General features: G+C 37.7%; 17 protein-coding genes and 1 other annotated feature (1 of these 18 cut by a window edge). All 17 genes read left to right on the top strand.

Translation table 11 applies throughout. From position 1 onward, the window contains the following. Positions 1-18 precede the first annotated feature (18 nt). The 17 genes from murB to V7083_RS03575 all read left to right on the top strand — a co-directional run bounded on the left by murB (position 19) and on the right by V7083_RS03575 (position 13,241). A complete protein-coding gene (gene murB, locus V7083_RS03655) occupies positions 19-927 on the top strand; it encodes a UDP-N-acetylmuramate dehydrogenase (RefSeq protein ID WP_335475470.1) in 909 nt (302 codons plus the stop codon). 216 nt (positions 928-1,143) lie between these two features. Then, a complete protein-coding gene (locus tag V7083_RS03650; RefSeq protein ID WP_335475468.1) occupies positions 1,144-1,935 on the top strand; it encodes a cell division protein FtsQ/DivIB in 792 nt (263 codons plus the stop codon). Next, positions 1,919-2,614: a DUF881 domain-containing protein gene (locus V7083_RS03645; protein WP_335475528.1), complete on the top strand. Its 696-nt coding sequence runs from the start codon at positions 1,919-1,921 to the stop codon at positions 2,612-2,614. The genes V7083_RS03650 and V7083_RS03645 overlap by 17 nt, the downstream gene beginning before the upstream one ends. A gap of 46 nt (positions 2,615-2,660) precedes the next feature. Further along, the gene (locus tag V7083_RS03640) at positions 2,661-3,383 is read left to right on the top strand and encodes a DUF881 domain-containing protein (protein WP_435554256.1); all 723 of its coding nucleotides are present in this window, start codon (positions 2,661-2,663) and stop codon (positions 3,381-3,383) included. A 5-nt stretch (positions 3,384-3,388) separates the two neighbouring features. Next, positions 3,389-3,751 (top strand): small basic family protein, encoded by a 363-nt coding sequence (locus V7083_RS03635; RefSeq protein ID WP_223596025.1) that lies wholly within the window; start codon positions 3,389-3,391, stop codon positions 3,749-3,751. A gap of 123 nt (positions 3,752-3,874) precedes the next feature. Continuing rightward, on the top strand, positions 3,875-5,173 hold the full coding sequence (ftsA, locus tag V7083_RS03630) for a cell division protein FtsA (RefSeq protein ID WP_335475464.1): 1,299 nt from the start codon (positions 3,875-3,877) through the stop codon (positions 5,171-5,173). A gap of 43 nt (positions 5,174-5,216) precedes the next feature. Continuing rightward, on the top strand, positions 5,217-6,353 hold the full coding sequence (ftsZ, locus tag V7083_RS03625) for a cell division protein FtsZ (RefSeq protein WP_335475462.1): 1,137 nt from the start codon (positions 5,217-5,219) through the stop codon (positions 6,351-6,353). A 198-nt stretch (positions 6,354-6,551) separates the two neighbouring features. Beyond that, positions 6,552-7,490 (top strand): sigma-E processing peptidase SpoIIGA, encoded by a 939-nt coding sequence (gene spoIIGA / locus V7083_RS03620; protein WP_335475460.1) that lies wholly within the window; start codon positions 6,552-6,554, stop codon positions 7,488-7,490. A 44-nt stretch (positions 7,491-7,534) separates the two neighbouring features. Continuing rightward, a complete protein-coding gene (sigE, locus tag V7083_RS03615; protein ID WP_335475458.1) occupies positions 7,535-8,254 on the top strand; it encodes an RNA polymerase sporulation sigma factor SigE in 720 nt (239 codons plus the stop codon). A gap of 166 nt (positions 8,255-8,420) precedes the next feature. Beyond that, on the top strand, positions 8,421-9,200 hold the full coding sequence (sigG, locus tag V7083_RS03610) for an RNA polymerase sporulation sigma factor SigG (protein WP_335475456.1): 780 nt from the start codon (positions 8,421-8,423) through the stop codon (positions 9,198-9,200). A gap of 88 nt (positions 9,201-9,288) precedes the next feature. Further along, positions 9,289-9,552, top strand: a complete 264-nt coding sequence (locus V7083_RS03605; RefSeq protein ID WP_335475453.1) for a YlmC/YmxH family sporulation protein — start codon at positions 9,289-9,291, stop codon at positions 9,550-9,552. Between the two features lie 77 nt (positions 9,553-9,629). Next, entirely contained in the window at positions 9,630-10,448 is an 819-nt protein-coding gene (pgeF, locus tag V7083_RS03600; RefSeq protein WP_335475450.1) for a peptidoglycan editing factor PgeF, read from the top strand. A gap of 8 nt (positions 10,449-10,456) precedes the next feature. Next, complete coding sequence (locus V7083_RS03595) at positions 10,457-11,134, top strand: YggS family pyridoxal phosphate-dependent enzyme (RefSeq protein ID WP_335475526.1); 678 nt, start codon at positions 10,457-10,459, stop codon at positions 11,132-11,134. Between the two features lie 11 nt (positions 11,135-11,145). Further along, positions 11,146-11,586, top strand: coding sequence for a cell division protein SepF (locus tag V7083_RS03590; RefSeq protein ID WP_335475448.1), 441 nt, complete (start codon positions 11,146-11,148; stop codon positions 11,584-11,586). 4 nt (positions 11,587-11,590) lie between these two features. Then, positions 11,591-11,851: a YggT family protein gene (locus V7083_RS03585; RefSeq protein ID WP_335475445.1), complete on the top strand. Its 261-nt coding sequence runs from the start codon at positions 11,591-11,593 to the stop codon at positions 11,849-11,851. Between the two features lie 18 nt (positions 11,852-11,869). Further along, positions 11,870-12,643 (top strand): RNA-binding protein, encoded by a 774-nt coding sequence (locus V7083_RS03580; RefSeq protein ID WP_335475443.1) that lies wholly within the window; start codon positions 11,870-11,872, stop codon positions 12,641-12,643. Between the two features lie 82 nt (positions 12,644-12,725). Further along, positions 12,726-13,241, top strand: a complete 516-nt coding sequence (locus tag V7083_RS03575) for a DivIVA domain-containing protein (RefSeq protein ID WP_335475441.1) — start codon at positions 12,726-12,728, stop codon at positions 13,239-13,241. Between the two features lie 54 nt (positions 13,242-13,295). Beyond that, positions 13,296-13,520 (top strand) — a binding site (T-box leader); it runs 18 nt beyond the window's last position.

The following is a 13,520-nucleotide window of genomic DNA, read 5'->3' as shown; positions in this document are numbered from 1 at the left end:
GAAAGTCAGGTGATACAAATGGACGATATCATGAAAGAATTACAAGATTTGAATATCGGCAAGATAAAACAAAATGAGTTACTTGCCCATCACACCACTATTAAAATTGGTGGTCCGGCAGATCTCTTTATCGAACCATCGTCAGTTGAAAATTTGGCAAAAGTTATGGAAGTTATAAATAGACATAAGATTCCATGGCGTGCCATTGGCAGGGGATCCAATCTGTTAGTCTCCGATAAAGGAATTGAAGGGGCTATAATAAAGCTCGGTGCAGGAATGGACAGTTTAGAAATTAATGAAACGACCATTACCGTCGGCGGAGGCCACTCACTTGTCAGTTTATCTACATTGATAAGTAAAAGAGGGCTCTCAGGACTTGAATTTGCCAGTGGTATTCCAGGTTCAGTAGGTGGAGCTGTTTACATGAATGCCGGTGCTCATGGATCTGATATAAGCAATATATTAACGAGAGCGCATGTTCTGTTTGATGATGGTGTAATGGAATGGTTATCAAATGAGGAAATGGCGTTTTCTTATCGTACATCTATTCTTCAAAAGAAGCGCCCGGGTATTGTGGTTGAAGCCGTTTTTCAGCTTGAATCGGGAGATAAGAAGTTGATTGTGAGTCAAATGCAGAAAAATAAAGACTATCGCAAGGAAACTCAACCATGGAATTACCCTTGTGCTGGAAGTATTTTTAGGAATCCTACCCCAAATTATGCTGGTAAATTAATTGAGTCTGCCGGACTGAAAGGGTTTAGTATCGGCGGTGCAAAAATATCAGAAATGCATGGGAATTTCATTGTCAATGCTGGAAATGCTACTGCAGGTGATGTTCTTGCATTAATTCAACATGTAAAGGATACCATTTTCAATTTATACCAAATAAAAATGGAAACAGAAGTTGAAATTATTGGAAGACGCTAATCGTGCAATATCCTAGAAATTCCAATTGCAAACATAATTTTCTAATAAGAAATCTCTTTCGAATGACAAATTNNGATAATCAGATAGATAAATCCAAATGTAAATGAATGACGGCATGATTATTCGTGCCGTTGTTTTAGCTTTTAAGGTCTTAAATGAAGATCAGCTTCAGAAAGAATCCATAGAAAGCCGCTTAAAAATGTGGGGGAATCATGAATGGAAAATGGTAAAATCGTTGCTCTTGAAGACCGGATTCCTAAATTGAAGGAACAGAGACGGCGAAAAGCAAATAAACGGCTTATTATTTTGCTGATTATGTTTTTTGCGATGATTGCCATTATTGCGTATTCTCAATCTTCGTTAAGTCATGTTAAATCAATTACCGTAATTGGAAACGAAATTTATTCCAAAGGTGAAATTATCCGTAAAAGTGGTCTTTCAACGGCAACAAATATATGGGAAGTGAGACGGAGCACTGTGGCTGCTAAAATATCACAGTTATCCGAGGTGAAAAATGCTGAGGTTAAGGTTAATTGGCCAAATTCAATACTCATTAAAGTAAAAGAACATAAGAAGATTGCCTATCTTAAACAAGAAAATTCTTATTTACCGGTAATGGAGAACGGTAAAATTATTAATGACAAAAAAACAAATATCATTCCCGTAAACTCTCCGATTCTATTCGATTTCAAAGAAGGACAAGTCCTTAATGAAATGGTAAAGGGGCTGGAAAACCTTCCAGGAGAAATCGTAAACTCCATTTCGGAAATTCATTATACTCCCAAAAAAACTGACCAGTATCATATCTATCTATATATGAACGATGGTTTTGAGGTAAGTGCAACATTAAGAAGCTTTTCGGAAAAAATGTCGCATTATCCTTCCATTATCAGCCAATTAGATCCAACTAAAAAAGGAATAATTGATTTGGAAGTAGGGTCATATTTTAAGGCTTTTGACACAGAAGCGGAGGAAACTAAAGGTGAAACTGATGAAGGTGAAGGGTAATCATGTTATATTGTCCCTGGTATGCCTTGTATTAGGGTTTATTCTGGCTTTCTCCTATCATTTAACACAAACCCAAAACCAAAAGCCTAAAATGTCTGATAAACAGTATGAAAAAACCCTTGCATTAAGGGACCAATTGATTGCTCAAGAGGAAAAAAACCGTGAGCTTCAAAAAGAGTTAAAGCAGAAGCAGGATAAAGTTCAAGATAATGAAAAGGATTTAGCCAAAGAGGCACAAGTTTTTCAAAATATGGCTGAAGATGCTGAAAAATACAGGATGTTCTTAGGAAAAGTAAAAGTTAAAGGAAAGGGGATAAAAATTACTCTTTCTGACGGCGCATACGATCCGACCGAGAACAATGTAAATAATTATTTGGTCCATGAACATCATGTGTTTAAAGTGGTTAATGAACTGTACATATCAGGGGCTTCAGCAGTTGCGATTAATGGTCAGAGACTGACCAGTCATTCCTATATTGTGTGCAATGGCCCAGTCATAACGGTTGACGGAGTTCAACACCCTGCACCTTTTGTCATAACCGCCATTGGAGATTCGGATGTCCTGGCATCATCTATCAATTTAACAGGTGGTGTTAAGGATCAGCTGATTAACGATAATATTGTGGTTGCTTTGGAAAAAGATAATGACATTGTTTTAAATCCTATTTTGGGTAATTAACCGGATGTCCACGAAAATGATGAAGTTAAAGGGTAAGGTGAAAAATGTGGACAAGAAAATCAACTTAAGTTTTACGCTAATTGCTGGGATTGTGGGCTTTATGGTTGCAATTCAATTTCAAACGGTAAAAAAACCTGCAGAACGTGACACTAGAGACATTTGGCAGTTACGGGAAGCTCTGCTTAAAGAAAAAGAATTGCAATACAACTTGTTAACTGAAATCCGATCTAACGAGGATAAACTATCTGCCTATGAATCTAAGCGAAAACAAAGCAAAGAAAAGGCATTAAAGGATACATTCCAAGAACTTAAATCCGAAGCAGGCCTGACGGATCTTACTGGTCCAGGGGTTAGCTTGCAAATTGAAGCTGCAATGGAAGATATTCAAGACGGAGCACCCGCTACCCGAACAGTTTCTCCGGAATTATTGCAAAGGTTGTTAAACGAGCTTAATATGTATGAAGCTAAAGCAACAGCGATTGATGGTCAGAGAATAATTAATACAACAGTCATTCGTGATATAAACCGAGAAACGAAAGTCGATGGACATTCTATAAAAAAATTGCCCATTGAAGTGAAGGTGATAGCTGCGGATTTTACGACTGCAGAAAAACTGTATAACCGGATGAAAGTATCAAAGGCCAGAGATGAATTCTATACCGAAGGGTTAAAGTTAAATGTTTCACCCCCCACCCAAAATGTCACTCTTCCGGCATATGATAATCCACTTCGGGTCCGATATTTGGAACCGATTAAAGAAGGGGGCTGAGCCTAATGTGGCTACCTTTTATGGGGCTGGTAATTGGTATAATTCTAGGATTGCTTACTGAAATACGTATTCCTGAAGAATATTCGAATTATTTGTCGATTGCTGTCTTGGCGGCTTTCGACACATTATTCGGAGGAATTCGCGCTTATCTGCAAAATATCTATGATGAAAAGGTTTTTGTATCGGGATTCTTTTTTAATATCTTACTAGCTGCAAGTTTAGCTTTTCTCGGTGTGCATCTTGGTGTAGACTTGTATTTAGCGGCAGTTTTTGCGTTTGGGGTAAGGTTATTTCAGAATATTGCCGTAATTCGTCGAATATTATTGACAAAATGGTCAACAAACAAAGAAAAATTAGAAAAAAGTTGAAAATTTTTAAAGGGAATCATTTAGTTGTGACGAATATTTTTATAAGATATGACTATAGGATATTTACATTTGAACAAAGAAAATTGTTGTTCGATTAAGTGAAACTAAAGGAGGTGCCAAAGAATGAACAGCAATGAAATATATGTTAGTCTTGACATCGGTACATCCAGTGTAAAAGTAATCATTGGTGAAATGGTCAATGACTCCGGAAAAGGCATATTAAATATAATAGGTGTAGGCAATGTAGAATCCGAAGGTCTTCGCAAAGGTTCCATTGTCGACATGGATGATACAGTTCATTCCATTAGAAGGGCAGTAGAACAAGCGGAGCGAATGGTAGGAATGGAAATCCATGAAGTAGTAGTTGGGATTCCTGGACATAATATTATGCTACAGCCATGTCATGGAATTGTGGCCGTTTCAGGTCAAAACCGCGAGATTACAAATGAAGACGTAACACGTGTTATTGAAGCTTCCTATGTCGGATCTATTGCTCCGGAAAGAGTCAATATGGGTGTTATCCAAAAACAATTTATCCTTGACGGTAAAGACGAGATCAATGATCCGCGCGGGATGATTGGAGTGCGTCTAGAAATGGAAGGCACTTTGGTAACCGGATCCAATTCAGTTGTTGCCAATATCATCCGCTGTGTGGAACGAGCCGGCTTGAGCTTTTCTGATATTATTTTGCAGCCATTGGCAGCAGGTGATTACGCCTTATCTAGAGACGAGAAGAACCTTGGAGTAGCCTTGGTGGATATTGGTGGGGGCTCGACAACAATTGCTGTCTATGAAGAAGGATATTTAAAGGAGTCAAGTGTGATTCCGGTAGGTGGAGACTTGATTACAAATGACCTTTCAAAGGTCCTCCACACCTCTACGGAGGATGCCGAGAATATCAAAATAAAGCATGGACATGCCTTTTATGACCATGCCTCCGAAGATGAGTTTTTCAGTGTCCCTATTATTGGCAGTGACCAGCATCAACAATTTAATCAGCTTTATGTTTCTGAAATTATTGAAGCAAGAATGGAAGAAATCTTTGAATTAATTGCTAAGGAATTGAAAAGATTAGGTGTAACAGATTTACCTGGAGGTTTCGTCTTAACGGGCGGAACAACTAAAATGCAGGGTGTTTTAGAGCTTGCCCAAGATTTATTTAAGAGCCCTGTGCGCAAGGCAATTCCAGACTATATTGGTGTGAGAGAACCTCAGTATACGGCAGCGGTTGGCTTAATCAAATATGCCTACAAGAATGCTAGATTACCAGGGGGTAACATTAGCTCCTCATCAAGTGTTTCTGAGCCAATTGAAAAAAGAGCAGTACCAACAAAACAGCAGCCGAAACCAAAAGTAGAAAAGCAGCCCGAGGAAAAAATGTCATCAAAAGTAAAAAAATTCCTAGGTTACTTTTTCGAATAGGCTAATCGAAAAAGGAATATCGACGAATTAGGAGGATTTTTTCATGTTAGAATTCGATACAAATCTAGATTCTCTTGCAACAATAAAAGTAATTGGAGTCGGCGGCGGCGGTAATAACGCTGTAAACCGAATGATTGAGCATGGTGTTCAAGGGGTTGAATTTATTGCCGTTAATACAGATGCTCAAGCATTGAATTTATCAAAAGCAGAAGTAAAAATGCAAATTGGTGCCAAACTTACACGTGGTCTTGGTGCAGGAGCAAATCCTGAGGTCGGAAAAAAAGCTGCTGAAGAAAGTAAGGAGCAGATTGAAGAAGCATTACGCGGTGCTGATATGGTATTCGTTACAGCAGGTATGGGTGGAGGAACTGGTACAGGTGCAGCACCAGTAATCGCACAAATTGCACGTGATCTTGGTGCTTTAACAGTGGGCGTAGTAACTCGTCCATTTACTTTTGAAGGCAAAAAGCGTGCAACCCAGGCTTCTGGTGGTATTTCATCAATGAAAGAGGCTGTTGACACTCTAATTGTTATTCCAAATGATCGTCTTTTGGAAATTGTTGATAAGAGTACTCCGATGCTTGAAGCATTCCGAGAAGCTGATAATGTTCTTCGCCAAGGTGTATCCGGTATTTCAGATTTGATCGCTACACCAGGGTTAATTAACCTTGACTTTGCAGACGTTAAAACGATCATGTCAAATAAAGGGTCTGCTTTAATGGGGATTGGTGTTGCTGCAGGTGAAAATCGTGCAGCGGAAGCAGCTAAAAAGGCAATTAACTCACCATTACTTGAAACTTCCATTGATGGAGCACAAGGTGTCCTAATGAACATTACAGGCGGATCCAACTTAAGTCTTTATGAAGTGCAGGAGGCTGCGGACATCGTTGCATCTGCTTCTGACCAAGAAGTAAATATGATCTTTGGTTCTGTAATAAACGAAAACCTTAAAGATGAAATTGTTGTTACCGTCATTGCAACAGGATTTAAGGAAGAAGTGTTGCAACCTAAACCTGCTCGCCCTACTTTTGGGCAGCCAAAACCAGTAGTAAATAACGTGAAACGGGAACAAAAGCGTGAAGAAGCACCACAAGAGCCGGTTCGAAACACAAACAGCAACATCCAGGAAGATACATTAGATATTCCAACCTTCCTACGAAACCGTAACCGCAAAAGATAATATTTAAAAGGAACAATCCTAACAGGATTGCTCCTTTTTTTTATGCCAAATTTTTCTAGACAAATTCCGTTTTAGATAGGGAAAATTTCTGATTTTTTGATTACAGAAAGTGACACACTTCAGCGATACAAGTAGGATATACTTTTCCATAAACAAGATAGTAGAAATATGGAGGCATCTAACAAAGGGGGAGGCTTGTTGGTTGTTTATTTAGATGTTATTTGGGCATTAAATTTGTTATTTGATAGTCTTCTCCTCTATTTAACAGCAATCATCCTTAAAAGAAAAATTAACTTTTTGAGGCTGTTAGCAGGTGGCTTTATTGGTTCATTGATTATTTTATTATCATTTACACCAATAAATGTCTATTCTGGTCATCCAATTTCAAAACTGTTATTTTCCCTAGTAATGGTTTACATCGTCTTTGGTTATAAACGGCTGTCATTTTTTATAAAGGCTTTAATGACCTTTTACTTGGCAACGTTCCTAATTGGTGGTGCATTGATGGGTGTTCATTACTTTATCCAGTACGATCCAACCCTGACGGCAGAAGTTTTAAAGTCCAGTGTAATGGGCTTAGGTGACCCTGTAAGCTGGTTATTCGTGATGATTGGCTTTCCTGTCGCATGGCATTATGCAAGGAAAAACATTGAAAATATGGAAATGACAAAAATTCAATACGAAAAGATTGTTCGCGTTACGATAAAACTCAGTGGTGAAGCCTTACATTTTAGTGGATTAGTAGATAGTGGAAATCAACTGTATGATCCAATTTCAAAGCTTCCTGTCATGTTTGTATCAATAAAAAATCAACTTGAATGCATCCCCGAACCAATAAGAAAGTTAGCAACCATCACAGACCCGTTGATGATTAATCATGATGAACTACCCATTGACTGGCAGCCACGTTTAAGAATCGTTCCTTACAAAGTGGTTGGACAAGAGCATCAGTTCGTATTGGCAATTAAACCTGACATGATCATGATCGAACAGGATAGGGTGAAATATTTTTGTGATAAAGGCTTGGTGACATTCACCAACCAACAGCTTTCTTCAGATGATTCCTTTGAATGTATTGTCCATCCAAAGATGCTGACCGGAACGAAACAAACTGGAGAAACAGTTAAGGTAAGTTAATATACTATACTCTGTAAAACAATTTTTTAGAAGGAGGAAAACAGATGAAAAAATGGAGACTTCGCTTATCCTATTATTGGTATAAATTATTAATAAAATTAGGTCTTAAAACAGATGAAGTTTATTATATTGGCGGAAGCGAAGCACTGCCGCCTCCTCTAAGTAAAGATGAGGAAGAGATTCTATTAAAAAAGCTTCCGGGAGGAGACAAGGCTGCCAGGTCCATTTTGATCGAAAGAAACCTACGCCTAGTCGTTTATATCGCAAGAAAGTTTGAAAACACCGGTATCAATATCGAGGACCTTATCAGTATTGGAACCATTGGCTTAATTAAAGCCGTAAATACATTTAATCCTGAAAAGAAGATTAAGCTGGCTACATATGCGTCAAGATGTATTGAAAATGAGATTCTGATGTATTTGCGTAGAAATAATAAAATTAGATCGGAAGTATCCTTTGATGAACCACTGAACATTGATTGGGATGGCAATGAACTGCTGTTATCCGATGTATTAGGAACAGATGATGATATCATTACGAAGGACTTGGAAGCGAATGTGGATCGCAAATTATTGATAAAAGCGCTGCATCAACTTTCTGATCGTGAAAAACAAATAATGGAACTTAGATTCGGCCTAACAAATGGGGAAGAGAAGACACAGAAGGATGTTGCAGACATGCTTGGGATCTCTCAATCCTATATTTCGAGGTTAGAAAAGCGAATTATCAAACGACTGCGAAAGGAATTTAATAAAATGGTGTAAAGATTTCTAGAAAAAATTTTCCAAGCGTAAAATGGTGAAAATCTCTTGATTCAATTGGATTTTTTGGTATAGCTCACCATTTTCATCAAGTTGGAGAGGTGCATATTTTTCCTTCTCAAGGAGATACTGTTTTTTGTACAGCAACCCCTGTGAGGAGGGAAAAGAATTGACTCGAAATAAAGTTGAAATCTGCGGTGTAGACACATCAAAACTTCCTGTACTAAAGAATGAAGAAATGCGAATACTCTTCAAGCAAATGCAAGAAGGTGATTTATCCGCCAGGGAGAAGCTGGTGAATGGCAATTTACGACTTGTTCTAAGTGTAATCCAACGGTTTAATAACCGTGGCGAGTTTGTTGATGACTTATTTCAGGTTGGCTGTATCGGACTTATGAAATCGATTGATAACTTTGACTTAGGTCAAAATGTCAAGTTTTCCACATACGCAGTTCCCATGATTATCGGGGAAATCCGACGGTATTTGCGTGATAATAATCCGATCCGAGTTTCTCGTTCTTTAAGGGATATTGCTTATAAAGCACTTCAGGTTAGAGAACGATTAATGAGTGAAACTTCAAGAGAACCGACGGCCGAAGAAATTGCTAAAGTGTTAGAAGTACCACATGAAGAAATCGTTTTTGCTCTAGATGCTATTCAAGATCCAGTGTCTTTATTTGAGCCGATTTATAATGACGGCGGTGATCCGATTTATGTAATGGATCAACTAAGCGATGAGAAAAATAAAGATATCCAATGGATTGAAGAAATTGCCTTAAAAGAAGGTATGCGTCGGTTGAATGAGCGTGAAAAATTAATTCTAAGAAAACGATTCTTCCAGGGAAAGACACAGATGGAGGTTGCTGATGAAATTGGTATTTCACAAGCTCAGGTTTCCCGCCTCGAAAAGGCCGCCATTAGACAAATGAATAAAAATATCCAAAGTTAAAGCTGTCCAACCGGTCAGCTTTTTTTCTTTCTAAATTACTGCTTTCATTCATATATTTATTACAAGTATGTTTTTGGGAGTGGTGATGATGATTAAAATTTCAGAATTCCAAATAAAAGATGTTGTTAATGTTGCAGATGGAAAACGGTTAGGAAATATTGGTGATATAGAGATCAATTTAAATACTGGAAGAATTGAGGCCGTAGTGATTTCCGTAAGTGGTAGGGTGTTGGGTATTTTTGGAAAAGAAGAGGATATAGTAATACCCTGGAAGAATATTATAAAAATCGGCCAAGATGTTGTTTTGGTTCGCTATAAAGGCTTTGAAGACAGGATTTCTGAAGACGCATAACGATTCATAAAGTATTTGCGGTGACCATTTTTTCTTTTCATGGTAAACTATAGAAAAACTCTGGAAGAGGTATAGTAATGGAACCCTTTATTTTAAAAAATGAGTCCTTTCTCTCATTAGACCCTTGGGTAAAGGCAAATCCAGGGTTAGTGGCCGGTATGACTACAAAACATGGCGGAGTAAGTAAAGGGTCGTTTGATTCTTTAAATCTTGGCTTTCATGTTGGAGATAAGCTAGAAGATGTACAGGAAAATAGAAAAAGGGTTGCAAATCTACTTGATTTCCCTTTAAATAATTGGGTCGGCGCAGAACAAACTCATGGCATTGTCCTTAAGAAAATTACAAAATTAGACAGGGGCAAAGGGGCACGATATTATGAACAATCCTTTAAGGGAACGGATGGATTTTATTCAAATGATAAAGGCGTGTTGCTAAGCTTATGCTTTGCCGATTGTGTTCCGCTTTTTTTTATTTCACCGGAGGTTGGAATGATTGGTACTGCTCATGCAGGCTGGAAAGGCACGGTTCATCAAATTGCTGCTCGCATGATTGAGGCATGGGGAAAAGAAGGGATAAGCCCTGAGCAAATTTATGTCACAATTGGGCCATCCATTTGCGAAAAATGTTACATTGTGGACAATCATGTCATTAACTTGGTTCAAAATATACTAGAAGATGTCGATATAAAACCATATAATTTAATTAGTGCCGGTCAGTATACGTTAGACCTGCGCGAATTAAATAAACTGATCTTATTGAAATCCGGCGTGCCTGCAAAAAATATTATGGTTACCAAGTTTTGTTCAAGCTGCGATCATGAATTATTTTATTCTCACCGTCATGGTCAAGGTAAAACGGGAAGAATGGTCAGCATTATTGGCTGGAAGGAGTCTTAGAAATGGTTATGACAGTAAAAGCAAACTTAGAGATGATTAAACAGCAAATCAATGAAGCGTGCCAGAAGGTCAATCGAAAGCCTGAAGAAGTATCCATTATCGCTGTAACAAAATATGTCAGTACTGAACGAGCTATAGAAGCCTTGGAAGCTGGGATTGTAAACCTGGGTGAGAATCGCGATGAGGGATTATTGGAAAAGTGGAAGGTTATAGGGGACAAGCCTGTCTGGCATTTTATTGGTACCCTTCAAACGCGTAAAGTAAAGAATATAATTGATAAAGTTAAATATATCCATTCCTTAGATCGTATTTCTTTAGCCGAGGAAATTGACAAACGGGCAAACGGGCTAATTCATTGTCTTGTTCAAGTGAATGTGTCTGGAGAAGAATCAAAGCATGGGTTAGCTCCAGAAGAAGTAATCGCTTTTGTTGAATCCCTTCGACAGTTTAAACATATTTCTGTTGCAGGATTAATGACAATGGCACCGTTAACTAATGATGAAAATTTCCTCCGCAGCTGCTTTAGTAAGCTAAGAACATTGCGAAACCAACTACAGGAGTTTCAGTGGGAACATGCCCCGTGCACTGAATTATCAATGGGTATGTCCAATGATTATAAGCTGGCGATTGAAGAAGGCTCAACAATGGTAAGAATAGGTACTGCCCTTGTTGGTGAAGATGGTTAGGAGAGAAGAAAATGACTATTAAATCAAAATTAAAAACGTTTTTCTTTTTGGAAGATGATTTTGATGATCACAACGAAAGTTACCAGGAGCCTATTGAACCGGTCAAACAGAAAAAACAGCCGGAAAAAACGCAAAATGTGGTCAGTTTGCAAACCGTCCAAAAAACGTCTAATTCTAAAGTTATCCTTGTGGAACCACGTACTTATTCAGAAGCATCTGATATTGCCGATCATTTAAAAAATCGTCGTGCAGTGGTGATTAACCTGCAGCGCATTGATAATGAACAAGCCAGACAAATTGTCGATTTTATCAGTGGTGTGGTCTATGCCATAAATGGTGAAATTCAAAAAATTGGCTCAAGTATCTTTTTATGTACACCTGATAATGTAGAGGTTTCGGGAAATATTTCCGATCTTTTTCCAGATCAGGATCATTCTAATGTAAGGTGGTAAGGTAATGGGATTTGTGATTGCTTTAATTAAACAGATCATTGGGATCTATTCTTGGGCATTAATAATATATATCTTAATGTCATGGTTTCCGAATGCAAGGGATACTTCGGTTGGTCGATTTTTGGCGAGGATTTGTGAGCCTTATTTAGAGCCTTTTAGAAAAATCATACCTCCTTTGGGTATGATTGACATCTCACCAATTGTTGCTTTTCTTGTGTTAAACTTTGCAACACGGGGCTTAAATTATTTATATTATTTTCTGTAAGCTGCAATAGGAGACAATATGAACATATATCAGCATTTTCGCCCTGAAGAGCGGGAATTCATTGATCAAGTCATCAATTGGAAGACTATGGTCGAGCAAAATTATTCAGCAAAGTTAACAGATTTTCTTGATCCACGTGAACAACATATCGTAAAGGTGATTACCGGAGAATCCGGTGATGTTAAATATTCTTTTTTTGGTGGCAGTGAGGGTGTCGAAAGAAAAAGGGCATTCATATATCCGGATTATTTAATACCTGCTAAAGATGATTTTCAAATTACTTTGTTAAACATCGAGTATCCCAAAAAATTTGTCAAAATAGAACATCCACAAGTGTTAGGCACTCTTATGTCATTGGGGCTGAAAAGAGGAAAATTTGGTGATATCCTGATAAAGAACGATACAATTCAGTTTTTTTCTGCGTTAGAGGTTAGTGAATATATTAAAAGTAATATTGAATCTATCGGCAAAGCGGGTGTAAAATTAGTTGAGGCTCCGCTTGAGACTGCTGTCTCTGTTTTGGATTTATGGGAAGAACTAGAACTGACAGTATCTTCATTGAGACTTGATACTGTTATTTCTGCTATACATCATATTTCCAGGCAGAAATCCCTTGTATTGATTAAGCAAGGTCTGGTAAAGGTAAACTGGGCTACTATCGAAAATTCTTCCTTTTTATGCGATGAAGGAGATATGGTTTCGGTACGGGGGTTTGGCAGAGTAAAAATATTGAATTTAGAAGGGAAAACTAAAAAGGATAAATGGCGAATTAAGATTGGTATACAAAAATAATTCATTTTTTGCAGGATTTTTAGAAATATTGTCGAATTGTACTAAGTACATAATGTAGCACAAGTTGTATGGAGGTGGCAGCATGCCGTTAACGCCGTTAGATATTCATAATAAAGAATTTAATAAAGGGTTTCGAGGGTATGATGAGGATGAAGTAAATGAATTTCTTGATCAGGTTATCAAGGATTATGAATTAATTCTCAGAGAGAAGAAGGATTTAGAAGAACGCTTGAATGATATGCAATCTCGTTTAAGCCATTTCAACAATATTGAAGAAACCCTTAATAAATCCATCGTCATTGCTCAAGAAGCAGCTGAAGAAGTGAAACGGAATGCTCAGAAAGAAGCAAAATTAATAATAAAAGAAGCAGAAAAAAATGCTGATCGAATTGTAAATGAATCCTTGTCGAAAGCTAGAAAAATTGCTTTGGAAATTGAGGATTTAAAGAAACAATCAAAAATTTTCCGTACACGCTTCAAAATGCTGGTCGAGGCCCAGCTTGATATGTTGAATACAGATGATTGGGATCATTTATTAGAATATGAAGTAGATGCTACTGAATTAAAATTACATGAAGAAGAAGATTCATTAGCTTGACGAATCGTATTTAGATAGCATATAATTTTTTAACAGATTATTACGAATAAAATAGAATTGACGATGACAGGGACAGTACAATTTTTGTCAAAAGGCTATATTAGCGAGTCGGGGATGGTGAAAGCCTGACATGGCTTTAAAAATTGGAAAATCACCCTTGAGTTCTCAGGTCGAAATCCTTTTTAATCGAGAGTAGACCTTAGCGTATTATTCACGTTACGAATCTTAAGAGGATGGAATTTAATAATTCCATCTATCAGGGTGGTACCGCGGGAATCA

It is taken from the genome of Bacillus sp. JJ1764, assembly GCF_036962145.1.
Taxonomy (GTDB): domain Bacteria; phylum Bacillota; class Bacilli; order Bacillales; family Cytobacillaceae; genus Neobacillus.
Note: the sequence above shows the minus strand (reverse complement) of the source record. Positions and strands in the feature narration are given on the sequence as shown.

What these genes read in the sequence shown, in the direction of transcription:
- murB (WP_335475470.1), top strand. Translation starts at nt 19, where the DNA reads ATGGACGATATCATGAAAGAATTACAAGATTTGAATATCGGCAAGATA.
- V7083_RS03650 (WP_335475468.1), top strand. Translation starts at nt 1,144, where the DNA reads ATGGAAAATGGTAAAATCGTTGCTCTTGAAGACCGGATTCCTAAATTG.
- V7083_RS03645 (WP_335475528.1), top strand. Translation starts at nt 1,919, where the DNA reads ATGAAGGTGAAGGGTAATCATGTTATATTGTCCCTGGTATGCCTTGTA.
- V7083_RS03635 (WP_223596025.1), top strand. Translation starts at nt 3,389, where the DNA reads ATGTGGCTACCTTTTATGGGGCTGGTAATTGGTATAATTCTAGGATTG.
- ftsA (WP_335475464.1), top strand. Translation starts at nt 3,875, where the DNA reads ATGAACAGCAATGAAATATATGTTAGTCTTGACATCGGTACATCCAGT.
- ftsZ (WP_335475462.1), top strand. Translation starts at nt 5,217, where the DNA reads ATGTTAGAATTCGATACAAATCTAGATTCTCTTGCAACAATAAAAGTA.
- sigE (WP_335475458.1), top strand. Translation starts at nt 7,535, where the DNA reads ATGAAAAAATGGAGACTTCGCTTATCCTATTATTGGTATAAATTATTA.
- V7083_RS03605 (WP_335475453.1), top strand. Translation starts at nt 9,289, where the DNA reads ATGATTAAAATTTCAGAATTCCAAATAAAAGATGTTGTTAATGTTGCA.
- pgeF (WP_335475450.1), top strand. Translation starts at nt 9,630, where the DNA reads ATGGAACCCTTTATTTTAAAAAATGAGTCCTTTCTCTCATTAGACCCT.
- V7083_RS03595 (WP_335475526.1), top strand. Translation starts at nt 10,457, where the DNA reads ATGACAGTAAAAGCAAACTTAGAGATGATTAAACAGCAAATCAATGAA.
- V7083_RS03590 (WP_335475448.1), top strand. Translation starts at nt 11,146, where the DNA reads ATGACTATTAAATCAAAATTAAAAACGTTTTTCTTTTTGGAAGATGAT.
- V7083_RS03585 (WP_335475445.1), top strand. Translation starts at nt 11,591, where the DNA reads ATGGGATTTGTGATTGCTTTAATTAAACAGATCATTGGGATCTATTCT.
- V7083_RS03580 (WP_335475443.1), top strand. Translation starts at nt 11,870, where the DNA reads ATGAACATATATCAGCATTTTCGCCCTGAAGAGCGGGAATTCATTGAT.
- V7083_RS03575 (WP_335475441.1), top strand. Translation starts at nt 12,726, where the DNA reads ATGCCGTTAACGCCGTTAGATATTCATAATAAAGAATTTAATAAAGGG.